Genomic DNA, 23471 nt, shown 5'->3' with positions numbered 1-23471 from the left:
CTAAAGTAGCGGTGATGACTACAGACAAAGTGACAAGCCAGGATTCACCGCTGGACCGTTTTATTGCGGTCATTCCGGCGGGCGGGGTGGGGACCCGTCTTTGGCCCCTGTCACGGGCAGCGGCCCCCAAGTTCCTCCATGACCTGACCGGTTCGGGCAGCACTTTGCTGCGCGCGACCTACGACCGCCTCCAGCCCGTCGCCGGCAAGCACGTGCTGGTGGTGACCGGTGCCGCCCACCGGGCCGCCGTCTGCCGCCAGCTGCCTGAGGTCCTGGAAGCCGACCTCGTCCTGGAAAGCGAGCCCAAGGACTCCGGCGCGGCCATCGGCCTCGCCGCGGCCATCCTCCATGAGCGGGATCCGGACACCATCATGGGCTCGTTCGCCGCGGACCAGGTCATCAGCCCAGACGCGCTCTTCCAGGATGCCGTCCGCGAGGCCGTCTACACCGCGGCTGCGGGGAAGATCGTCACCATCGGCATCAAGCCCACCCACCCGTCCACCGGATTCGGCTACATCCGCTCCGGCGCGAACCTCAACATCCCCGACGCCCCCAGCGCGCAGTCCGTGGTGGAGTTCGTAGAGAAGCCCAGCGAGGAAGTGGCCCAGCAGTACGTTGACAGCGGCGAATACGTCTGGAACGCCGGAATGTTCGTTGCGCCGGTCTCGCTGATGCTCAAGCACCTCGAAGCCAACCAGCCCGAGCTCTTCGCCGGACTGCAGGAAATCGCCAAGGCCTGGGACACCCCGGAGCGCGACGCCGTCACTGCCCGGGTCTGGCCCACCCTGCCCAAGATCGCCATTGACTATGCGGTCGCCGAACCGGCCGCGGCCGCGGGCGACGTCGCCGTGGTGCCCGGAACGTTCCGCTGGGACGACGTCGGGGACTTTGCCTCCGTGGGCCGGCTCAACAGCGCCAAGGAAGTCGACGAAGTCACGGTGCTGGGTGAAGGCGCACGCGTTTTCACCGAGAACGCCAGCGGTGTGGTGGTCTCCGATACCAAGCGGGTGATCGCCCTCATCGGCATCAAGGACGTCGTGATCGTGGACACCCCGGACGCTCTGCTGGTCACCACGAAGGAACACTCGCAGCGGGTCAAGCAGGCAGTGGACGCCATCAAGGCCAAGGGCGACACCGACGTCCTGTAGGCGTGCGGGCGGCTTTTCGGCCATCCCGCGTTCAGCAAACCGTAACGCGCCGTACGCGATGCCGCTATTCGTTGTCGGCTGGATAGAGTTGTTCCGTGCGCAACTACTCTACTGAAGCTGAGCCCACGACTCTCGTGGGGCCGTGGCTGGAGCCCCTCCTGCCGGAGCTGATCGCTTTCCGCCGCGACCTCCATGCGCACCCCGAGCTGTCGTTCAAGGAATTCCGCACCACCGACAAGCTCGCGAAGCGGCTCGAGGAAGCCGGCCTCAAGCCCCGGCGCCTTGAGGGAACCGGCCTGACGGTCGACGTCGGACAGGGGCCCATCGCCACGGCGCTGCGCGGTGACATTGACGCCCTGCCGATCATCGAGGAAACGGGCCTTGAGTTCGCGTCGAAGAACCACGGTGTGACCCACGCCTGCGGCCACGACGTCCACACCACCACCATGCTCGGCATCGCCCTGGTCCTGCAGCGCATGCATGAGCAGTCCCCGCTGCGCGGCACCGTCCGGATCATCTTCCAGCCTGCCGAGGAGACGATGCCCGGCGGCGCCACCTCGTGCATCGAACAGGGTGTACTCGAGGGCGTGCCGCGCATTCTTGCGCTGCACTGCGATCCCCGGATCGAGGTCGGCAAGATCGGCACCCGGATCGGGGCCATCACCTCCGCTTCGGACACCATCAAGATTGAACTCTCCGGCCGCGGCGGGCACACCTCGCGCCCGCACCTGACCGAGGAACTGGTCTTCGCCCTCGCGCAGATCGCGGTCAACGTTCCCGCCGTCCTGTCCCGCCGCGTCGATGTCCGCAGCGGCGTATCGGTGGTCTGGGGACAGATCTCGGCAGGCTCGGCCCCGAACGCCATCCCGGGCAGCGGCTACATGGCCGGCACCATGCGGTGCCTGGACCGTGACGCCTGGCACGATGCCGGTGAGCTGCTCGACGAGGTCGTCCGGCAGATCGCCGAGCCGTACGGCGTCGACGTCCACCTTGAGCACACCCGCGGCGTGCCGCCGGTGGTCAACTCCGAGCACGAGACCGCGCTGATCGAGGCCGCCGCCCGCGCCGAAATCGGCGAGGGCGCCGTCGTCCTGACCCCGCAGTCCATGGGCGGGGAGGACTTTGCCTGGTTCCTGGCCGAGACCCCCGGCGCCATGATGCGCCTCGGCACCAAGACCCCCGGCGGGGAAGAGTACGACCTCCACCGCGGCGACTACATTCTCGATGAGCGGGCCCTCGGCCTCGGCATCCAGGTGCTCACGGCGGCGGCCCTGCGCACCATCCGCGACCTCTAACCCGGCCCCGCTCGGTCCGGACCTCCGCGGTGCCCGCCGTGCGGGGGTTTCCCCACCTCTGGCGGCACGACGCCGGGACGCGCCTGACGTTCGGGCCGACACGGCGTCGGCGCCCGGCGAACATGGGGAAATTCGGCGACGCCGGTATTGGCATCGATGTCCCATCGCTGATCGGCGGCACGGTTGGAGTCTCCACAATTCAGTTGTGCACAATTGAATTGTGCGCAACTGAATTGTGGAGTAGGCTAAAGCTATGACCACGCCAGAAGGGGCCCGCCCGCACGGGCCCGAAGCGCTCCGCCTGAATCGGCAGGTGTGCTTTGCCATGTACTCGGCCTCCCGCGCCGCCACGGCCGCCTACCGGCCCATGCTGGAGGAGCTCGGCCTGACCTACCCGCAGTACCTCGCCATGCTGGTGCTGTGGGAAGCGGAGCCGCGCAGCGTCCGTGAACTGGGGGAGGAGCTCGGGCTCGACTCCGGGACACTCTCGCCGCTGCTCAAGCGGCTCGAAGCCCTCGGCCTCGTCCGGCGCCGCCGGTCCACCGAAGACGAGCGCCGCGTGGAGATCTTCCTGACCGACGCCGGAGCTGCGCTAAGCGCCAAAGCCAGTGGCATCCCGCAACGGCTCGCCGACGCCGCCGGCCTCACGCCGACCGAACTCGACCAGCTGCGCGAAACCCTGGGCCGGCTGGCCAGTGCACTCCAGGCCTCCCACTGAGCTCACCCCGGCAGACGCGTCCGACGTCGAAATCGCCGGTGGCGTGCCGTCTCGCCGGAAGTCCACGGCGACTCCGCTAGCTTCCGGCGAGTTCCCCGCTGGAGCCCTTTTGTCTCAACCACTTTGTCCCGCCGACAGAACGGAAACCCCATGAAAACCCTTTACACAGCCGAGGCCCTGGCCTCCGGCGAAGGCCGCGACGGCACCGCCGTCACCAAGGACGGCAAACTCAACGTGGCCCTGGCCAGCCCGGTCGAACTCGGCGGCAGCGGCGAGGGCACCAATCCCGAGCAGCTCTTCGCCGCCGGTTACGCGGCCTGCTTCCACTCGGCGCTGCGCCTCGTCGGCCGCCAGCAGAAAGCAGACCTGACCGATTCCGCCGTCGCCGCGAGGATCCACCTCGGCACCCTCGACGGCGGCGCCGGCTACGGCATCGCCGCCGAACTCGAGATCGCCCTGCCCGCCGTGGACCGGGAAACCGCTGAGGCCCTCGTGGCCAAGGCCCACGAGGTCTGCCCCTACTCCAACGCCACCCGCGGCAACATCACTGTCGACATCAAAATCCTGGAGGTAGCCGCATGAGCACCCACACCGAAACTCCCACCCTTCCCGTCACCACCCGCGAGATCCAGCTGGCGTCCCGTCCGCACGGCCGTCCCGTCCCGGCGAACTTCCGCCTCGCCGAATCGCCGCTGCCCGAACTGCAGGACGGCCAGGTCCTGGTCCGCAACCTCTACATCTCGGTGGACCCGTACATGCGCGGCCGCATGAACGACGTCAAGTCCTACTCCGCGCCGTTCGCCCTGGATGCCGCCCTCGACGGCGGCGCAGTCGGTGAAATCATCGCGTCCCGGGCCGAAGGGCGCGCCGTCGGCGATACCGTCGTGCACAGCCTCGGCTGGCGCGAATACGCCGTCCTCGACGCCGCGGCCACCACCCCGGCGCGCACGGACCTGGCCCCCGCCTCCGCGTTCCTCGGCGCCCTCGGCATGACCGGCCTGACGGCCTACGCGGGTCTGCTGAAGGTCGCCGAATTCAAACCCGGCGAGGTCGTGTTCGTCTCGGGCGCCGCAGGTGCGGTCGGCTCCCTCGTCGGGCAGATCGCCAAGGCCATGGGTGCGTCCCGCGTGATCGGCAGCGCCGGCTCGCCGGAAAAGGTGGCACGGCTCCTGGAACTCGGCTTCGACGCCGCGTTCAACTACCACGACGGCCCTGTGGCCGAGCAGCTCGCCGCCGCCGCGGGGGAGCGCGGGATTGACGTCTACTTCGACAACGTCGGCGGCGAGCACCTTGAAGCGGCGCTGTCCGCGCTCACCGTCGGCGGCCGGGTGGCCATGTGCGGCGCCATTTCGCAGTACAACTCCACCGAGCCGACTCCGGCGCCGCGGAACCTCATGCAGGCGATCGGCAAGCAGCTGACGCTCAAGGGCTTCCTCGTCAGCGGCTACTGGCAGCACATGGCCGAGTTTGTCGAAGCCATGTCCGGCTGGCTGGCCGACGGAACCGTCCGCTACGACGAGACGGTGGTGGACGGCCTGGAGAACGCACCGCAGGCGTTCATGGACCTGCTGGACGGCGCCAACACCGGCAAGATGCTCGTTCGGCTGTAGTCCGGCGTCGGCGCGCCACCAAACAGGCAGCCGCCGCTGTACTCCGTCGCCTCCGGCACCGGTCCCCGCGGGGACCGGTGCCGGAGGCGTCTGCGCGCAGGGGCCGGTAGGAAGATTCGGGCTACTACTAGGTAACAAGTTCTCAACAATCTGGGTAATTGCTGTGAAGTCTGCTACGTGCACGTGTCGCAGGACACTAAAGTAACTTCATCAGTGCGCCTCGGCGCAGTGCTGCGAATCCATCAGTGACAAACAGAGTTCAGCGGAACACCGCGGACAGACACTCATTGAGCTCCGTCGTAGCGCCTACTCTTTCTTCCTGGAGGAAAATTGAAGAACTCCCTGCGTGCCACCCTCAAGCGCGGATCAATGGCCGGGGTCGCCACCGCGGGCGCGGCTGCACTCCTGTTGACCGGCTGCGGAGCTGCCCCGGAGGCCAGCACCGCCACCCAGACTGCCAGCAACTACAAGGGCTGCATCGTGTCCGACTCGGGTGGATTCGACGACCAGTCGTTCAACCAGTCTTCCTACGAGGGCCTGAAGAAGACCGAGAAGGATCTCGGCATCCAGACGAACCAGGCCGAGTCCAAGACCAACAACGACTTTGAGCCGAACCTGCGCGCCATGGTCGCCGCCGGCTGCAACCTGACCATCACGGTCGGCTTCCTCCTCGGTGACGCCACGAAGGCCCAGGCCACCGCGAACCCGGACAAGCACTTCGCCATCATCGACTTCGGCTACGACACCCCGATCACCAACGTCAAGCCGATCATCTACGACACCGCCCAGGCCGCGTTCCTGGCCGGCTACCTCGCGGCAGGCACCACCAAGACGGGAACGGTCGCCACGTTCGGCGGCATCAAGATCCCCACGGTCACCATCTTCATGGACGGCTTCGCCGACGGCGTGAAGTACTACAACGACCAGAAGGGCAAGGACGTCAAGCTCCTGGGCTGGGACAAGGCCAAGCAGGACGGCTCCTTCACCGGTGACTTCGAAAAGCAGGACAAGGGCAAGCAGTTCACCCAGAACTTCCTGGACCAGGGCGCCGACATCGTCATGCCCGTCGCCGGTCCGGTCGGCAAGGGTGCAGGTGCGGCCCTGAAGGAAGCCAAGGCAGCAGGCAAGGACGTCAAGCTCATCTGGGTTGACTCCGACGGCTTCCTCACGGCACCGGATTACAAGGACATCATGCTCTCCTCCGTCATGAAGCTGATGGGCGAGGCCGTCGAGACGGTCGTCAAGCAGGACAAGGACGGCCAGTTCACCAACGCGCCGTACGTCGGCACCCTCGCGAACGACGGCGTCCAGCTGGCTCCGTTCCACGACATGGACTCCCAGGTTCCGGCGGACGTGAAGTCCGAGCTGGACCAGATCAAGAAGGACATCGCCTCCGGCAAGCTGAAGGTTGAATCCGCAGCAAGCCCGAAGTCTTAACTTCTTCCGCTGAGCGCCACGGCCCGTCCGGTCACCACCGCACGGGCTGTGGCGCTTTTCGTTTCGCGGCCCGCTGCGCCTGCGACCGCAGGCACTAAGCTGGTGCTGCGGCCCCCACTTCGCGTCCGGACCAAGCCTTCCGGACACTTCGAGATTGGTCAGAGTTTTGAAACTTGAACTCAAGGGGATTACCAAACGCTTCGGCTCCCTGGTAGCCAACGATCACATTGATGTGGTTGTTGAACCCGGGCAGATTCACTGTCTGCTCGGCGAGAACGGCGCTGGCAAGTCCACGCTGATGAATGTCCTTTACGGACTGTACGAGCCCACAGAGGGCGAAATCCTGATCGACGACAAACCGGTCACCTTCCGCGGCCCCGGCGACGCCATGGCTGCCGGCATCGGCATGGTTCACCAGCACTTCATGCTGGTCCCCGTCTTTACCGTCGCGGAAAACGTCGCCCTGGGAGCAGAAACCACCAAGACCGGCGGATTCCTGGACCTTGACGACACCCGCCGGAAGATCCGGGAGATCTCGGACCGGTACGGCTTCGACGTCGACCCCGATGCACTGATTGAAGACCTGCCCGTGGGCGTGCAGCAGCGGGTGGAGATCATCAAGGCACTGGTCCGGGACGCCAAGGTGCTCATCCTCGATGAGCCCACGGCCGTCCTGACCCCGCAGGACACCGACGAGCTGTTGGACATCATGCGCCAGCTCAAGAGCCACGGCACGTCCATCGTCTTCATTTCGCACAAGCTCCGTGAGGTCAAAGCCGTTTCGGACACCATCACCGTGATCCGGCGCGGCAAAGTAGTAGGCACGGCCGATCCCGACGCTTCCACCACCGAGCTGGCGTCCATGATGGTCGGCCGCGCCGTCAGCCTCACCCTGGACAAGGCTCCCGCCAAGCCGCAGGAGACCACCTTTGAGGTCAAAGACCTCACCGTGATCGCCCCCAGCGGCCAGCATGTCGTGGACGGCATCAGCTTCGGGATCGCCCGCGGCGAGATCCTCGCCATCGCGGGCGTCCAGGGCAACGGCCAGACTGAGCTGACCGAAGCCGTCCTCGGCCTCCACAGCAGGGTCCACGGCTCGATCGTGCTCGACGGCGAAGAACTCGTGGGCCGCAGCGTCAAAGAGGTCCTGAACGCCGGGGTCGGGTTCGTCCCGGAGGACCGCTCCCTCGACGGGCTGATCGGCACGTTCTCCATCGCCGAAAACCTGATCCTCGACCGGTACGACCAGGCACCGTTCGCCAAGGGCATCAGCATGAGCCCGGCCAAGGTCCTGGAGAACGCCAAGACCCGGATCGAAGAATTCGACGTCCGCACCCCGTCCGGCTCGCTCGCCGCAGGCACCCTGTCCGGCGGCAACCAGCAGAAGGTTGTCATGGCGCGGGAACTCTCCCGGCCGCTGCGGCTCTTCATCGCCTCACAGCCCACCCGAGGCGTGGACGTGGGATCCATCGAGTTCCTGCACAAACGCATCGTCGCGGAGCGGGACAACGGCACGCCCGTCATGATCGTCTCCACCGAACTGGACGAAGTGATTGAACTCGCCGACCGGATCGCCGTGCTGTACAAGGGCAAGCTGGTCGGGATCGTCCCGGCCGGCACCGGGCGCGACGTCCTGGGCCTGATGATGGCCGGGGTATCCGCGGAAGAGGCCCTGACCGACGCCGCAGGCAAACACCCGGCGCCTGCACCGGCGCCGGAATCTGCCGAAAACCCAGCCGACACCCCAGCAGCGTACCCGGCGCCCGCCGCCCCGTCCGTGCAGGAGCCCAGCTCCGGCGCCGTAGGAGACCACCATGACTGAGAACACCGAGCCGCGGCACGCGGCCGCGACGGACCCGGACCCGATTCCGGCTGACCAGGCCACGGCGCCGGAACTCGAGCCGCTTGAGGACGACGAGGCCTTTGTCACCTCGCTGGACACCGCCGGCGGCGCCATGCAGCCATCGGCGGTTCCGGTTTCGACCCAGAGCGGCCACCTGGGCGCTCCGGAGGAATCCGAGTCGGTGATGCGGAAGATCTTCACCGGCAACGGCATGGTGACCATCCTGGCGGTGCTGCTCGCACTGATCCTCGGCGGCCTGCTCATCGCCCTGACAGACAAGGTGGTCGGCACCACGGCCGGCTACCTCTTCGCACGTCCCAGTGACTTCCTCACCGCCGTCTGGTCCGCCGCCACGAGCTCCTACGTCGCCCTGTTCCAGGGCGCGGTGTTCAACCCGCACGGGACCGGGGTGGCCGGACAGTTCGCCCCGCTCATGGAGACCCTGACGATCGCCACCCCGCTGATCACCGCGGGCCTCGGCGTCGCTCTGGCCTTCCGCGCGGGTCTGTTCAACATCGGCGCCCAGGGCCAGATCATCATGGCCGGCATCCTCGCCTCGTGGGTGGGCTTCGCTCTGCACCTGCCCGTGGGGCTGCACCTGCTGCTCGTCCTCGTGGCCGGCGTCGTCGGGGGCGCCGTCTGGGGCGGCATTGTGGGCGTGCTCAAGGCCCGCACAGGTGCCCACGAGGTCATCGTGACCATCATGTTCAACTACATCGCCCTGTATCTCCTGCGCTACCTGCTCGACACGGACCTGTTCCAGCGTCCGGGAGAGTCCACCCCGATTTCCCCCATCCTGGACCCCAGCGCCGTATACCCGCTGCTCTTCGGCAGCCAGTACCGGCTGCACGTGGGCTTCCTGCTGGCCATCGCGGCCACGGTGTTCGTCTGGTGGCTGCTGAACCGCTCCACGATCGGTTTCGAGTTCCGTGCCGTCGGGGCCAACCCCAAGGCAGCCCTGACTGCCGGCATCAACGTCCCCCGGGCCACGATCCTGGTGATGACCATCGCCGGCGGCCTGGCCGGCCTGGCCGGCGTCGCACAGGTGGCCGGCACCGAAAAGGTCCTCACCGACGGTGTCGCGGCAACGTATGGCTTTGACGCGATCACCGTGGCCCTGCTCGGACGTTCCTCACCCTGGGGCACCTTTGCCGCAGGCCTCCTGTTCGGGGCCTTCCGTGCCGGCGCCGTGCAGATGCAGATCCAGACCGGAACCCCGATCGACATCGTGCTCGTGGTCCAATCGCTCATTGTGCTGTTCATCGCGGCGCCGCCCCTGGTCCGGGCGATCTTCGGACTCAACCCGCGCAAGAAGAAGACAGCAACCGCCGGCGCATCCAAGCAGGCAGCAACCACCGGAGGTGCCGCATGAGCACAACAGCAACCTCGCCCGTAAAACCGCAGCCGGACGAAAGCCACACACCGGCGCATTCCGCCAAGCCCGTGACCTGGAAACTGCCGGTCACGCTCGCCGTGCTCGCCGTCGTCGCCTTCATCTTCTTTGGCCTGCTGGGCCCGCAAGGGACCGCCAAGTTCGGGGTATCCTCCGGCGGGGACTTCTTCCAACTGCCCGCGATCGAAGTACCCGCGTTCCTGTCCGGGATGGTGCTCTCCGTGATCCTGCTGGGCCTCACCGGCTACGCCCTGGTCCTGAAGGCGAACCGGAACCAGCGGCCCCCGCGCTGGCTGCCGGTCGTCTTCACAGTGGTGTTCGTGGTCGCCTTCCTGATCTGGGTGGTGGGCGGCGCCCGGACCCCCAGCATCTCGCTGGCAGGCCTCATCGCCGGGTCTGTGACGCTCGCCGTGCCGATCGTCTTCGGTTCCCTGTCCGGCGTGCTGTGCGAACGCGCCGGCGTCGTGAACATCGCCATCGAAGGGCAGCTGCTGGGCGGCGCCTTCACGGCCGCGCTCGTGGCCAGCCTGACCCACAACCCCTACGCGGGCCTCCTGGCGGCGGCCGTGGCAGGCGCCCTCGTCTCAATGGTCCTGGCCCTATTCAGCATCAAGTACGTGGTCAACCAGATCATTGTCGGCGTCGTGCTCAACGTCCTGGTCTCCGGACTCACAGGCTTCCTGTTCAGCACCGTGATGCAGTCCGATCCGGAGAAGTACAATTCGCCCGGCCGGCTGCCCATCATCGATATCCCGGTCCTGTCCAGCATCCCCGTCATCGGGCCCATCCTGTTCAAGCAGTCCGTGGTGGGCTATCTGATGTACGTGGCCGTCATCGTGATCTGGATCGCGCTATTCAAGACCAAGTGGGGCCTGCGCGTCCGTGCCGTGGGCGAACACCCGCAGGCGGCCGACACCCTGGGCATCAAGGTCAACGCGACCCGCTTCTGGAACGTCACCCTTGGCGGCGCCGTGGCCGGAATCGGCGGATCGTTCTTCACCCTCGTGGCGATCGACAGCTTCACCAAGGAAATCTCCGGAGGCCGCGGCTTCATCGCCCTCGCCGCCATGATCCTGGGCCGCTGGAATCCGATCGGGGCGTTCTTCGCCGCGCTGCTGTTCGGCTTCGCCGACAACCTGCAGAGCATCGTGACGATCATCGGCACCCCCGTGCCGAGCCAGTTCATGGCCATGCTGCCGTACCTCGTGACCGTGTTTGCCGTGGCCGGACTCGTCGGCCGCTCCCGGCCGCCGGCCGCCGACGGCATCCCGTACGTCAAGGGCTGACCGTGGAGACTACCGAGGTTGACTGGGCCGCGCTCGAAGCCGCGGCAGTGTCCGCCATGCAGAACGCCTATGCGCCGTATTCGAAGTTCCCGGTGGGGGCCGCAGCCCTCACCGGGGACGGGCGGATCGTCAGCGGTTGCAACGTCGAAAACGCCAGCTACGGGCTGACACTGTGCGCCGAGTGCGCCCTGGTGGGCAACCTGCAGATGACCGGCGGGGGACTTCTCCGCGCCTTCTACTGCGTCGACGCCGGCGGCAACGTCCTTATGCCTTGCGGGCGCTGCCGCCAGCTGCTCTACGAATTCCGGGCTCCCGACATGGAGCTCATGACCACGCAGGGAATCAAGACCATGGACCAGGTCCTTCCCGATGCCTTTGGCCCCCAACACCTGGAGGAACCCCGGTGACCCAATCGACACAGACCACCAGCACCACTGAAGCGTTCGACGCCGTCGACATCATCCGCATCAAGCGGGACAAGGGCGTGCTCAGCCCGGCCCAGATCGACTGGACGATCGACGCGTACACGCGTGGCGCCATCGCCGACGAACAGATGGCCGCCCTGAACATGGCGATCCTGCTCAACGGCATGGACCGGGCCGAGATCTCCCGCTGGACCGCGGCCATGATCGCCTCCGGCGAGCGGATGGACTTCTCCAGCCTGCGGCGGCCCGACGGCGGCGTGAAGGTGACGAGCGACAAGCACTCCACCGGCGGCGTGGGAGACAAGATCACCCTGCCGCTGGCGCCCTTGGTGGCGGTTTTCGGCGTGGCCGTGCCGCAGCTCTCGGGCCGCGGCCTGGGCCACACCGGCGGCACCCTGGACAAGCTCGAAGCGATCCCGGGCTGGCGCGCGGACCTGAGCAATGAGGAAATGCTGGCCCAGCTCCAGGACGTCGGCGCGGTCATTTGCGCCGCCGGCGCGGGGCTGGCCCCGGCGGACAAGAAGCTCTACGCGCTCCGCGATGTCACCGGGACCGTGGAGGCCATCCCGCTGATTGCGTCCTCGATCATGAGCAAGAAGATCGCCGAAGGTACCGGATCGCTGGTGCTCGACGTCAAGGTGGGCAGCGGGGCCTTCATGAAGGACGAGGCGCGTGCCCGCGAACTCGCCGAGACCATGGTGGCCCTGGGCAAGGACGCCGGCGTCAACACCGTTGCCCTGCTGACCAACATGAACACGCCCCTGGGCCTCACCGCGGGCAACGCGATTGAGGTCGAGGAATCCGTGGAGGTCCTGGCCGGCGGGGGCCCGGAAGACGTCGTCGAACTCACCGTCCGGCTCGCGGAGGAGATGCTGGCGTGCGCCGGCGTCCGCGACGCGGATCCGCGCGCGGCCCTGCGGGACGGCCGGGCCATGGACGTCTGGAACCGGATGATCGAGGCGCAGGGCGGCGACCCGCGCGCCAAGCTTCCGGTGGCCCGGGAATCCGAGGTCATCTACGCCCCGGCCGACGGCGTCCTGGTGGAGCTTGACGCGATGGCCGTCGGCGTCGCGGCCTGGCGTCTCGGCGCCGGACGGGCCCGCAAGGAGGACACGGTCCAGGCCGGAGCCGGGGTGCGGATGCACGCCAAGCCGGGCGCCACGGTCCGGGCCGGAGAACCGCTCATGACCGTTCTGACGGACACCCCGGAGAAGTTCGAGCGGGCCAAGGAGGCGCTCCAACACGCCGCCGTGATCGCAACGGAGGGCTCCCGGCCCGCCCAGAAGCTCATTATCGACCGCATCGCTTAACCCCCGCCGCCCACCCTCCGTTGCCCTATCACTTATGGTCCCCAAACCCCGGGTTTAGCCGCCATAAGGGATAGGGCAAGTGGCGGCGGGGACCGCCGGCGGTACACTGACTCCACATCAGGATCTTTCAGGCCCCGCCGTGCGTTAGGAAGCTGTGCAGGCAATCAACGACTTCATCCTCGCCGCCGCAGGGCAGCCCTGGGTTCTCGTCCTTGTTTTTGCCTGCTGCGTGATCGACGGATTCTTCCCGCCGATCCCGAGCGAATCGGTGGTGGTGGGCCTGGCCGCCGTCGCCGCCACCGCGAATGTTCCCAACCCGGTCCTCCTGATCCTCACCGCCGCCGCCGGGGCCTGGGTTGGCGACAACCTCGCTTACCTGATCGGCCGCAGAACCGGGACACGGCGGTGGGCCTGGCAGCGTGGTGCGAGGACGCAGGCGGCCTTTGCCTGGGCCGGACGGGAACTGCGGAAACGGCCCGCGTCGCTGATCCTCGTGGCACGCTTCGTCCCGATCGGGCGTGTGGCCGTCAACCTGACCGCCGGGGCCACGCACTACCCGAGGCCCAGATTCATGATCTTGACCGTGCTGTCGGCAGTCCTGTGGGCCGGCTATTCGGTCGGAATCGGATTGTTCGTCGGCCCGTGGTTTGAGAAAAACCACGTACTGGGTGCGGCCATCGCGATCGTCTGCGCGATCGTCCTGGGTGTCGCCGTGGACTTCACCATCAGCAGGCTGCGCGGCCGCACTCCGGAGGAGTCCACGCCGTCCATTCCGCCGGTTGAATCCTAAGTGAACCGGACAGGCTGCCCCCGTTGTTCCTACCCCCACAACAACGTGAACTGCAGACGCGACCCGTCCCGGACGCCGGATCATCGCCCGCACCAGCGGCCCCGTCCGCGTCCTAGTCACCGGACGCCCGACCGTAGCGGACCGTGCCCCGCCCGTGGGACACTTAGGAGCGATTTGCATCACGTTTGTTTGCTGCAGTTCGTTGCAGGTTCCACCCACACGCCCATCGCATGTTCGTCACGGCTTAGTTGTCCGTTCCTCATCATCAAGGAGCACCGCCCGCATGGAGTTCATTAACCAGGCCGTGCTCCATGCTGCCGGCCAGTGGTGGATCTACCCGCTGCTGCTGGTTTTCTTTTTCGTGGACGGCTTCGCGATGGTGGTCCCCAGTGAGACCCTCATCGTTGCTCTCGCGGCGTATTCCCTGCACAGCGGCCAGCCCAACCTCTGGCTCCTCGCCCTCACGGCGTTGGTCGGAGCCATGGCCGGCGACAACATGGCCTACATGCTCGGGCGGAAGATCGGTCTTGAGCGGTTCCGCTGGATGCGCAAGCCGAAAGTCCAGAAGGTCTTCGCCTGGGCACACTACGAGCTCGAGAAACGCGGCGCCGTCCTGATCTTCACGGCCCGGTACATCCCCTGGGGCCGTGTAGCCGTCAACTACGTGTCGGGCACGACGTCGTTTCCGCACCGCAGATTTTTCTTCCTGGACGCCATCGCGTGCGTCACGTGGGTCGGCTACTCGATCGGCATCGGCGTGTTGGCCAGTTCCTTCCCGTGGCTGCACCACAACCCGCTGCTCAGCGCGGGGATTGCGGTGGTGTTCGCGATAGTGCTCGGCGTCCTCATTGACCACCTGCTGCGCTGGTGGCACAAGCGCCTTGGACGCAACGACACCCGGTCCGCTCCGGCCGGCGCCACGTCCGGCGGCACGTCCGTTCCGGGGACCGCGCCCCAGGACCCTGCTGCCCAGGAGTCCGCTCCCCAAGGGCACGGCACGATGCTGGCCGGCCCGGCCACTGAGGCCGGAGCTTCCAGAAAGTAGCATCCCGCGCCCTGCGACCCTATGGTTGGAACGTGACTGAGACTAATCCTGACGCTGCCCCTGACCTCGACTTCGACCTGACGGTCCTTCCCAAGGTTTCCCTTCACGACCACTTGGACGGCGGGCTCCGCCCGGCCACCATCATTGAGCTTGCCGAGGCCGTGGGCCACACGCTGCCCTCGACCGATCCCGTCGCACTGGGGGAGTGGTTCCGCGAGTCCGCCGATTCCGGCTCGCTGGTCCGTTACCTGGAAACGTTTGACCACACCATCGCCGTGATGCAGACCAAGGAAGGCCTGTTCCGCGTCGCGAAGGAATTCGTCGAAGACCTGGCCGACGACGGCGTCGTGTACGGCGAAGTTCGCTGGGCCCCCGAGCAGCACCTGCAGAAGGGCCTGAGCCTGGACGAAGTGGTGGAGGCCGTCCAGGCCGGGCTGGAAGCAGGCGTGGACGCCGTCGCCGAGACAGGCCGCGATATCCAGGTGGGCCAGCTCATCACCGCCATGCGCCACGCCGACCGCGGCCAGGAGATTGCCGAACTGGCGGTCCGGCACCGGAACAAGGGCGCGGTGGGCTTTGACATCGCCGGCGCCGAGGACGGCTTCCTGCCCTCCCGCTTCAAGGACGCCTTCACCTACCTGGCCGAGCACAACTTCCCGGCCACTGTCCACGCCGGCGAGGCGGCCGGCCTGGAGAGCATCCAGTCGGCCCTGGTGGACGGCCGGGCGCTTCGCCTGGGCCACGGTGTCCGGATCGCCGAGGATGTCACGATCGAATTCGAAGAGGACAGCGAGGCCTGGGAGGACGCCGACGGGTTCGGCGTCGAGGTCAGCGACACCATCGGCATGGTGACCCTGGGCGAGCTGGCCAGCTGGGTGCGCGACCGCGGCATCGCGCTGGAGATCTGCCCGTCGTCGAACCTGCAGACCGGTGCCATTGCCGGCTTCGGTGAGGGGATCGAAAGCCACCCGCTGGACATGCTCTACCAGCTGGGCTTCAACGTCACCATCAACACGGACAACCGGCTCATGAGCGGCGTGACCCTCACGGACGAGTTCGAGCTCCTGGTCGAGACCTTCGACTACGACCTCGACGACCTCCTGGAGCTGACGCTGAATGCCGCCGAGGCCGCCTTCCTCCCGCTCGAGGAGAAGGAAGCACTGGTGGAATACATCAACGAGGCCTACGCCGACCTTGGCTAGCCGGGATAACGCGGTGGGCGCGCCGCTCGGTGACTTGGTGCGAACGATCGCCGAGCTGCGCGCCCATTGCCCCTGGATGGGTGCCCTCACCCACGAGTCTCTCGTCGAATACCTCCTCGAAGAGGCGTACGAGGTGGCCGAAACCATCGAGACGGAGGGCGGCGACGCCGACCTGAAATCCGAACTCGGGGACGTGCTGCTCCAGGTGGTCCTGCATGCCCGGCTCGCGGAGGAACGCGGCGCCTTCGACCTCGACGACGTCGCGCGCTCTCTTAACGCCAAGATGATCCGGCGGAACCCGCACGTCTTCCGCCCCGACGGCTCACTGCAGGATTCCTTCCCTGCAACGGTCGAGGAGATCGTCCTGACGTGGGATGCCGTCAAGAAAGCAGAGAAACCGGAAGGCGGCCACGGCTTCGACGGCGTTCCCGGCGCGCTTCCTGCCCTCGCGCGGGCCCAAAAGCTCCTGGACCGGGCCGAGCGCGCCGGCCTGCCGACGGCCGCCGGCGTGACCGGCGTAGACATCCCCGGCACCGAAGAGGAGCTCGGAGAGCTGCTGTTCGGGATCGTGGCGGCCGCCAGGGCCGGCGGGCTCGACGCCGAGCGCGCCCTCCGCGGAGCCCTCCGCCGCTTCCAGGACAGTCACGGCCCTGTGTCGCCGGCATCATAGCGCCGGCACGGTAGCGTAGGCCTCATAGTGCCGGGCAAGTGGCGCCGGCATCATGACGTCCGGGGATTGGATAGGTTTCCGTAACTTATCCCGCTCTCGACTAGGCTAGTAGCGACGACGACGTCGGCTTATCAGCTTGATGTACAGCCAGATTCCCAGCAGTCAGATTCCCTGCAGATCGCTTCACCCAAAGGAGCATATCCATGGCGCTTATCGATGCCATCCACGCCCGCGAGATCCTCGATTCCCGTGGCAACCCGACCGTAGAAGTTGAAGTCCTGCTCTCCGATGGCCAGATCGGCCGCGCAGCAGTTCCCTCCGGCGCCTCCACCGGCGAGCACGAGGCTGTTGAGCTCCGCGATGGCGACAAGGGCCGCTACCTCGGCAAGGGCGTCCAGAAGGCCGTCGACGCCGTCATCGACCAGATCGCCCCGGCCCTGATCGGCTTCGACGCGACCGACCAGCGCAGCATCGACCAGGCCATGATCGACCTCGACGGCACTGCCAACAAGTCCAAGCTCGGTGCCAACGCCATCCTGGGCGTGTCCCTCGCCGTCGCCAACGCTGCCGCGGCGTCCGCCGACCTGCCGCTGTACAAGTACCTGGGCGGCCCGAACGCCCACGTCCTGCCGGTGCCGCTGATGAACATCCTCAACGGCGGCTCGCACGCCGACTCCGATGTCGACATCCAGGAATTCATGATCGCGCCGATCGGCGCCGAGACCTTCTCCGAGGGTCTGCGCTGGGGCGTCGAGGTCTACCACAACCTCAAGTCCGTGCTGCAGGCCAAGGGCCTGTCCACCGGCCTGGGCGACGAGGGCGGCTTCGCCCCGAACCTGCCCTCCAACCGCGCTGCCCTGGACCTGATCCAGGAAGCCATCAAGAACGCCGGCTACACCCCGGGCAAGGACATCGCCCTGGCCCTGGACGTTGCCTCCTCGGAATTCTTCACCGACGGCGCCTACCAGTTCGAAGGCAAGGCCCTCACGGCCACCGAGATGAGCAACTACTACGCCGAACTCGTCGCCGACTACCCGCTGGTCTCGATCGAGGACCCCCTGGACGAGAACGACTGGGAAGGCTGGAAGACCCTCACCGACGCCATCGGCGACAAGGTCCAGCTCGTGGGCGACGACCTCTTTGTCACCAACCCGGTCCGCCTGCAGCAGGGCATCGACTCCGCCACGGCAAACTCGCTGCTGGTGAAGGTCAACCAGATCGGCTCCCTGACCGAGACCCTGGATGCCGTGTCCCTGGCCCAGCGTGCCGGTTACACCACCATCACCTCGCACCGCTCCGGCGAGACCGAGGACACCACGATCGCCGACATCGCGGTTGCCACCAATGCCGGCCAGATCAAGACGGGCGCACCGGCCCGTTCCGAGCGCGTCGCAAAGTACAACCAGCTGCTGCGCATCGAAGAAGAACTCGACGACGCCGCACGCTACGCCGGACGCAGCGCCTTCCCGCGTTTCAAGGGCTAGTTAGCCGCGAAAACCGGTAACCGGTGGCTATGGTTGAAAGACCATGGCCACCGGTTCTGTTTTTGGTCCGCTTTTGAAGGAGTGACATGGCTACCCGACGTCCCAATGTTCCCCGGGCTACGCCCGCGGCCCCCAAGGCTGCTGCCGCCAAGCCTGCGGCCACGGGCTTGGGTGCAACAGTCGACGGCGGCGACGTCATCCGGGCGGACTTCGGCGGCTCCCGCAGCAGCGCGGGCACAACGACGCCGGCCAAGTCCTCCGGCGCCGGGCCGGCATCTTCCCAGACGGCAGCACGTGCTGCAGGCAAGCGCGGCTCCGACGGCCGAACCCCCGAAAGCCCAGTCCCCGAGTCCCCCGACGTCCCGGCCACCGGCCAGAAGCGGCCGACGGCAACGCCAGGATCCCGGCCCTCGCCCGGGAAGGCGCCACGGAAGTCGCCAGGGAAGTCGCCCGGGAAGGCCGGCGGCAAAGCCGCGCGCCGGGCCGCCGCGCGGGACACCGACGATTCACTGGATCCGGTACCCGCCAAGGCGTTCTCGGGCCGGTTGCTTGCGCTCGGCGTGGTCATGATTGCCATCACCATCCTGCTCGCGCCCACGGTCAAGATCTTCCTCGACAAGCGCGCCGAGATCGCGGCGCTTCAGGCGGATATCGCGGCCAAGCAGTCAAAGCAGGAGGACCTCAAACGCCAGGTCTCACGGTGGCAGGATCCCAACTACGTGAAACAGCAGGCCCGCGATCGCATTAACATGGTTATGCCCGGAGAGACGGGCTACTGGGTCTTCGGCAGCGATCTTCCTGCCGCGCAGTCCAGTGGCACGGCGGGTGCAGCATCAGCACAAGACCCGGCCAACCTGCCCTGGGTGGACGCCCTCTGGGAGTCCATCAGGCGATCGGCAACAGACTAGAAGCGGCGCCCGCCGCCGAGGTTGTCCCGAGGACACCCGGAACAGGGCAGGAAGGTGCCACTCCCGTGGACGATAACCGAGTGGACCAGAACCGAGCGGACGAGAACCAGCCGCAGGCACCGCAGACCCCGGCGCCACTTCCCGCCTCAAGTGCACCGGCGGCCTCCCGCCAACCCTCACCGCACGACCTCGAGGTCCTCAGCCGCCAGCTGGGCCGGCCGGTGCGCGACGTCGTCGAGATCCCCGCCCGCTGCGTCTGCGGAAACCCGCTCGTGGCCGCCACTTCGCCGCGGCTGAGCAACGGCACGCCGTTCCCCACCACGTTCTACCTCACGCACCCGGTGATCACGTCCGCGGTGTCGCGGCTGGAGGCTGCCGGGCTGATGAACGAGATGAACGTCCGGCTCGCCGCCGACGTCGATCTCGCGGCGCGCTACCGCGCCGCCCACGAGGCGTACCTGGCCTCACGCGCAGAAATCGGCGCCCGGTCCGGCATTGGCGCCGTGCCCGAGATCGACGGCGTCTCCGCCGGCGGAATGCCGACGCGCGTCAAATGCCTGCATGTACTCGTGGGCCATTCGCTGGCCGCCGGAGCGGGCGTGAACCCGCTCGGTGACGAGGCGATCGCCGCCATCGCCGAGTGGTGGACCGCGGACCGCTGCTACTGCGACGGCGCCTGGGACACCGGGGGAGAGGTCCCGTCCCGGGACCTCAGCCGCCACGGACCGCAGGGCCTGCCGGAGATCGTTGGCCGGCCCGCCCCCGTGCGCAAGTCCCGCGGCGCGGAAGCCGCCGGTGCTGCAGAAGGCGCGGAAGCCGCCGGTGCTGCAGACGGCGCGGAAGCCGCCGGCACCGCGAGCACGGAGGAGACCAAATGACCCGGGTCGCGGCCGTGGACTGCGGCACCAACTCGATCCGCCTGCTGATCGCGGATATAAACGCAGACATAGACACGGGTACCGGCACGGACGCCGCGACCGGGCAGCCCGCCCCGCGGCTGACCGACGTCGTGCGGGAAATGCGCGTGGTCCGGCTGGGGCAGGGCGTGGACTCGACGGGCGAACTCGCCCCGGAAGCGCTGGAGCGAACGTTTGCCGCGACCCGGGACTATGCCGCCCTCATCCGCGAGCACGGGGTGGAAAAGGTGCGCTTCGTGGCCACCTCCGCCACCCGCGACGCCAGCAACCGGCAGGTCTTCGTCGACGGCATCCGCGCCATCCTCGGCGTCGAGCCCGAGGTGATCACCGGCGATGAGGAAGCCGCACTGTCCTTCGCCGGCGCCAGCAGCGTCCTGCCCTCCCGCGGCGACGACCCCGTGCTCGTGGTGGACCTCGGCGGCGGGAGCACGGAGTTCGTGCTCGGCAACGCCGGAGGCGTCATCGCCGCCCGCTCGGTCGACGTCGGCTGCGTCCGGATGACCGAACGGCACCTGCGCAGCGATCCGCCCACCCCGGAGCAGATCGCAGCGGCGGAGGCCGACGTCGACGCCGCCATCAGCGAGGCGGCACGCACCGTGCCGCTGGAACGCGCCACCGCCGTCGTCGGCGTGGCCGGATCCGTCACCACCATCACGGCGCATGCGCTGCGCCTGCCGGAGTATTCGCCGGCCGCAATCCACGGCACCGAACTGGACCTGGACGCGGTGCGGAAAGCCTGCACCGAACTGCTCGACATGACCCGGGAAGAGCGGGCCGCGCTGCCGTTCATGCACCCCGGGCGGGTGGACGTGATTGGCGCCGGCGGCCTCGTGTGGCGGCGGGTCCTGGAGCGCCTGGCCGACGTCACGGCCGGCCGCATCACCACGGCAGTGGCCAGCGAACACGATATTCTTGACGGAATTGCCCTCAGCATCAGCTGATGTCGCACCAGCAGTAGTGCACTAGCCGTTGTGTACCGACAGAGTGCTTGTGCCACTGGCGCATCCGCCGATAGGACCTGTATGACCAGAGCAACAGCCCGGCACCGCCGGACCGCCTCCGCGTTGATGGCTTTGGCCCTTGCCGGCGGCATGTCCGCGGCGGCGCTGACCTCAGCCGCGCCCGCCCACGCCGACTCCTGGCGGGACAAGGAATACTGGCTCGCCGAATCGGGCATCACCAAAGCCTGGGAAGTGTCCAAGGGCGCCGGTGTCAAAGTCGCTGTGATTGACAGCGGCGTGGACGGCACGCATCCGGACCTAGCGGGCGTGCTTGCCGGCGGCGCCGACATCTCCGGCGCCGGCGGTGCCAACGGGCAGGAGAGCATCGGCGCCAAACCCGAACACGGAACCCTCGTGGCCACGATGCTCGCAGGGCGCGGACACCAGCCCGCCAGTGCGACCGCCAAGCCGAGTGCCGGTGCCTCCGCGGGCCCGGCCGCGGGCTCGGACGCCGGCCCGGACGGGGTGGTCGGCGTCGCCCCTGAGGCCCAGATCTTGTCCGTCTCGACCTGGCTCGGTTCCGCCAACCCGGGCGGCAAGAGCGACCAGGACCAGATTCCGGAGGCCGTGCGCTGGGCCGTCGACAACGGCGCCCGCGTCATCAACATTTCACTCGGCAGCACGTCGCCGGAGTGGCCGCAGAGCTGGGACGCGGCGTTTCTCTACGCCGAACAGAAGGACGTGGTGATCGTGGCCGCCGCGGGCAACCGCGTCGGCGGAAACGTCCAGGTCGGCGCCCCGGCCACGATTCCGGGTGTCCTCACGGTCGCGGGCCTGGACCGCAACGGAACGGCCAGCATCGACGCGTCCTCCCAGGGCATCAGCATCGGCGTCGCCGCTCCCGCTGAAGACCTGATCGGCGGCATGCCCGGCGGCGGCTATGCCGAGTGGGCGGGCACCTCCGGCGCCACCCCCATCGTGGCCGGCGTCGCGGCCCTGATCCGCTCCAAATGGCCGGAGATGTCCGCGAGCCAGGTGATCAACAGGATCGTCAGCACGGCCAAGGACGCCGGGGCTCCGGGAAAGGATCCGCTCTACGGGTTCGGCGTCCTCAACGCCGAGGCCGCCCTCAAGGCCGATGTGCCCGAAACCAAGGTCAATCCGCTGGGGTCCATTTCGGACTGGATCCGGGTTCAGCGGCGCGGCAACCTGGCCACGACGGCGCCTGCTGCGACGCCCGCGCCCTCCAGCGCCGCCCCCACGCTGCCTGAGGCGACCGTGCCGGTCGCGGAGAAGCCCTCGCAGCTGGACAGCGCCGTGCCGGCCGCCGTGGTCCTGGGCTTCGGATTCCTGTTTGTGGGCATCATTGCCGCCGCCGCCTTCCAGTTGCGGGCCGCGATGCGCAGCTCGCCCAAGGAAGGCGCTGACACGCCCGAACGGCCGGACCGGCCCGGCCCGGGAGCCGGGCCGGGAGCCGCCGATTCGGTGGATTCCAGCCACCCGTCATAGTTAGTGAAGGTTTTCACAAACTACTGTATTCTTGACGCATGGCATCCTCCCTTCAGCTCCAGGACCGTCCCCGGGTACTCGTCGTCGGCGGCGGGTACGTCGGCCTGTATGTAGCCCTCAAACTGCAGAAAAAGATCGCGAATGCAGGTGGCATCGTCACCCTCGTTGATCCGCTGCCCTACATGACCTACCAGCCCTTCCTGCCGGAAGTTGCCGGCGGAAACATCGAGGCCCGCCACGCGGTGGTCTCGCACCGCATGCACCTGAAGCAGACCGAACTCATCGAGGGCCGCGTCACCTCGATCGACCACGCCAACCGCACCGCCGTCGTCGCCCCCGCGGACGGCGGCGACACCTTCGAGGTTCCCTACTTCGACGTCGTGCTGGCTGCCGGCGCCATCACCCGCACGTTCCCGATCAAGGGCCTGGCGGACAAGGGCATCGGCCTGAAGACCATCGAGGAAGCCGTTGCCCTGCGCAACAAGGTCCTCGAACGCATCGAGACCGGCTCGCTCATGACCGACCCCGTCGAGCGTGCCCGCGCCCTGACCTTCGTCGTCGTCGGCGGCGGCTTTGCCGGCATCGAGTGCATCACCGAAATGGAAGACCTCGCCCGCGCCGCGGTCAAGAACAACCCCCGCGTCAAGCAGGAAGAAGTCCGCTTCGTCCTGGTCGAGGCCATGGGCCGCATCATGCCCGAGGTCACGGCGCAGCAGGCCGAATGGGTCGTCGGACACCTCCGCAGCCGCGGCATCGAGGTCCTGCTCAACACCTCGCTCGACAACGCCGAGGGCTCCCTGAAGCTCATCAACCTCCCGGACAAGACCCCGGCCCAGGAATTCGAAACTGACACCCTTGTCTGGACTGCCGGCGTGCAGGCCAACCCGATGGTCCGTTCCACCGACTTCCCGCTCGAACCGCGCGGCCGCGTCCGCGTCCTTGCCGACCTGCGCATCGCCGGCGACGAGGGCATCATCGACAACGCCTGGGCTGCCGGCGACATCGCTGCCGTTCCCGACCTCACGGGCAGCGGCCTGCCGGACGGCACCTGCGTGCCGAACGCCCAGCACGCCCTGCGCCAGGCCAAGCGCCTGGCCAAGAACCTGTGGGCCTCCCGCTGGAACAAGCCCCTCACGGACTACAAGCACAAGAACCTGGGCGCCGTCGCCGGCTTCGGCGAATGGAAGGGCGTGGCGAACATCAACCTGATTGGCCGCATCGGCCTCAAGGGCCCGCTGGCCTGGCTGGCACACCGTGGCTACCACGGCATGGCCATGCCCACCGTTGAGCGCAAGATCCGCGTGATCTCCGGCTGGTTCTGGGCCTTCTTCCTGGGCCGCGACACCACGCAGCTCATGGACCTGGACAACCCGCGCGGCGCCTTCGTGACCGCAGCGACTCCGGCTCCGAAGCCAGCCGCTGTCCCGGCCCCGGAAGCAGCCAAGCCTGCGGCCGACGCCAAGGCAGAGTCGAAGGTGGACGCCAAGGCATCGGTCCCGGCAGACGCCAAGTAGCGTACTTGCCGTAACTGCTGCCAGCT

Annotated in this window: 21 protein-coding genes; all 21 read left to right on the top strand. The window is 67.6% G+C overall.

Features of this window, described 5'->3' with window-relative positions; translation table 11 throughout:
• Positions 1 to 14: 14 nt before the first annotated feature.
• Positions 15 to 1148, top strand: coding sequence for a mannose-1-phosphate guanylyltransferase (locus ACVWYS_RS13825; protein WP_116765976.1), 1134 nt, complete (start codon positions 15 to 17; stop codon positions 1146 to 1148).
• Between the two features lie 95 nt (positions 1149 to 1243).
• On the top strand, positions 1244 to 2443 hold the full coding sequence (locus ACVWYS_RS13820; RefSeq protein WP_116765977.1) for an amidohydrolase: 1200 nt from the start codon (positions 1244 to 1246) through the stop codon (positions 2441 to 2443).
• Between the two features lie 253 nt (positions 2444 to 2696).
• Positions 2697 to 3161: a MarR family winged helix-turn-helix transcriptional regulator gene (locus ACVWYS_RS13815; protein ID WP_456507255.1), complete on the top strand. Its 465-nt coding sequence runs from the start codon at positions 2697 to 2699 to the stop codon at positions 3159 to 3161.
• A gap of 150 nt (positions 3162 to 3311) precedes the next feature.
• Entirely contained in the window at positions 3312 to 3743 is a 432-nt protein-coding gene (locus tag ACVWYS_RS13810) for an organic hydroperoxide resistance protein (RefSeq protein WP_456507254.1), read from the top strand.
• Positions 3740 to 4771, top strand: coding sequence for an NADP-dependent oxidoreductase (locus ACVWYS_RS13805; RefSeq protein ID WP_116765980.1), 1032 nt, complete (start codon positions 3740 to 3742; stop codon positions 4769 to 4771). Before ACVWYS_RS13810 ends, ACVWYS_RS13805 begins: the two co-directional genes overlap by 4 nt.
• Before the next feature lie 330 nt (positions 4772 to 5101).
• A complete protein-coding gene (locus ACVWYS_RS13800) occupies positions 5102 to 6208 on the top strand; it encodes a BMP family lipoprotein (RefSeq protein ID WP_425547158.1) in 1107 nt (368 codons plus the stop codon).
• A 166-nt stretch (positions 6209 to 6374) separates the two neighbouring features.
• Positions 6375 to 8030, top strand: coding sequence for an ABC transporter ATP-binding protein (locus ACVWYS_RS13795; RefSeq protein WP_456507253.1), 1656 nt, complete (start codon positions 6375 to 6377; stop codon positions 8028 to 8030).
• On the top strand, positions 8023 to 9423 hold the full coding sequence (locus ACVWYS_RS13790) for an ABC transporter permease (RefSeq protein ID WP_456509903.1): 1401 nt from the start codon (positions 8023 to 8025) through the stop codon (positions 9421 to 9423). The genes ACVWYS_RS13795 and ACVWYS_RS13790 overlap by 8 nt, the downstream gene beginning before the upstream one ends.
• A complete protein-coding gene (locus ACVWYS_RS13785) occupies positions 9420 to 10730 on the top strand; it encodes an ABC transporter permease (RefSeq protein WP_456509902.1) in 1311 nt (436 codons plus the stop codon). The genes ACVWYS_RS13790 and ACVWYS_RS13785 overlap by 4 nt, the downstream gene beginning before the upstream one ends.
• 2 nt (positions 10731 to 10732) lie before the next feature.
• Entirely contained in the window at positions 10733 to 11137 is a 405-nt protein-coding gene (locus ACVWYS_RS13780) for a cytidine deaminase (RefSeq protein WP_091250852.1), read from the top strand.
• Positions 11134 to 12465, top strand: coding sequence for a thymidine phosphorylase (locus ACVWYS_RS13775; protein WP_456507250.1), 1332 nt, complete (start codon positions 11134 to 11136; stop codon positions 12463 to 12465). Before ACVWYS_RS13780 ends, ACVWYS_RS13775 begins: the two co-directional genes overlap by 4 nt.
• 154 nt (positions 12466 to 12619) lie before the next feature.
• A complete protein-coding gene (locus tag ACVWYS_RS13770) occupies positions 12620 to 13255 on the top strand; it encodes a DedA family protein (RefSeq protein WP_344364246.1) in 636 nt (211 codons plus the stop codon).
• Between the two features lie 283 nt (positions 13256 to 13538).
• On the top strand, positions 13539 to 14300 hold the full coding sequence (locus tag ACVWYS_RS13765) for a DedA family protein (protein ID WP_456507249.1): 762 nt from the start codon (positions 13539 to 13541) through the stop codon (positions 14298 to 14300).
• 32 nt (positions 14301 to 14332) lie between these two features.
• Positions 14333 to 15502 carry an adenosine deaminase gene (locus ACVWYS_RS13760; protein ID WP_116765986.1) on the top strand — a complete coding sequence of 390 codons (1170 nt, stop codon included), beginning with the start codon at positions 14333 to 14335 and terminating at the stop codon, positions 15500 to 15502.
• Between the two features lie 76 nt (positions 15503 to 15578).
• A complete protein-coding gene (locus ACVWYS_RS13755) occupies positions 15579 to 16172 on the top strand; it encodes a MazG nucleotide pyrophosphohydrolase domain-containing protein (protein ID WP_456509069.1) in 594 nt (197 codons plus the stop codon).
• Positions 16173 to 16375: 203 nt separating this feature from the next.
• Positions 16376 to 17656, top strand: a complete 1281-nt coding sequence (gene eno / locus ACVWYS_RS13750) for a phosphopyruvate hydratase (protein ID WP_091250844.1) — start codon at positions 16376 to 16378, stop codon at positions 17654 to 17656.
• Between the two features lie 86 nt (positions 17657 to 17742).
• Positions 17743 to 18564 carry an FtsB family cell division protein gene (locus ACVWYS_RS13745; protein WP_456507248.1) on the top strand — a complete coding sequence of 274 codons (822 nt, stop codon included), beginning with the start codon at positions 17743 to 17745 and terminating at the stop codon, positions 18562 to 18564.
• A 209-nt stretch (positions 18565 to 18773) separates the two neighbouring features.
• Positions 18774 to 19442 (top strand): DUF501 domain-containing protein, encoded by a 669-nt coding sequence (locus tag ACVWYS_RS13740; RefSeq protein ID WP_456509068.1) that lies wholly within the window; start codon positions 18774 to 18776, stop codon positions 19440 to 19442.
• Positions 19439 to 20422 (top strand): Ppx/GppA phosphatase family protein, encoded by a 984-nt coding sequence (locus ACVWYS_RS13735; RefSeq protein WP_344364236.1) that lies wholly within the window; start codon positions 19439 to 19441, stop codon positions 20420 to 20422. Before ACVWYS_RS13740 ends, ACVWYS_RS13735 begins: the two co-directional genes overlap by 4 nt.
• Before the next feature lie 81 nt (positions 20423 to 20503).
• Positions 20504 to 21931, top strand: a complete 1428-nt coding sequence (locus ACVWYS_RS13730; RefSeq protein WP_456507246.1) for a S8 family serine peptidase — start codon at positions 20504 to 20506, stop codon at positions 21929 to 21931.
• Between the two features lie 38 nt (positions 21932 to 21969).
• Positions 21970 to 23445, top strand: coding sequence for an NAD(P)/FAD-dependent oxidoreductase (locus ACVWYS_RS13725; protein ID WP_456507245.1), 1476 nt, complete (start codon positions 21970 to 21972; stop codon positions 23443 to 23445).
• Positions 23446 to 23471: the final 26 nt, after the last annotated feature.

The sequence above is a fragment of the Arthrobacter sp. TE12231 genome, from assembly GCF_054062895.1.
This window is presented reverse-complemented; position numbering and strand designations above follow the sequence as displayed.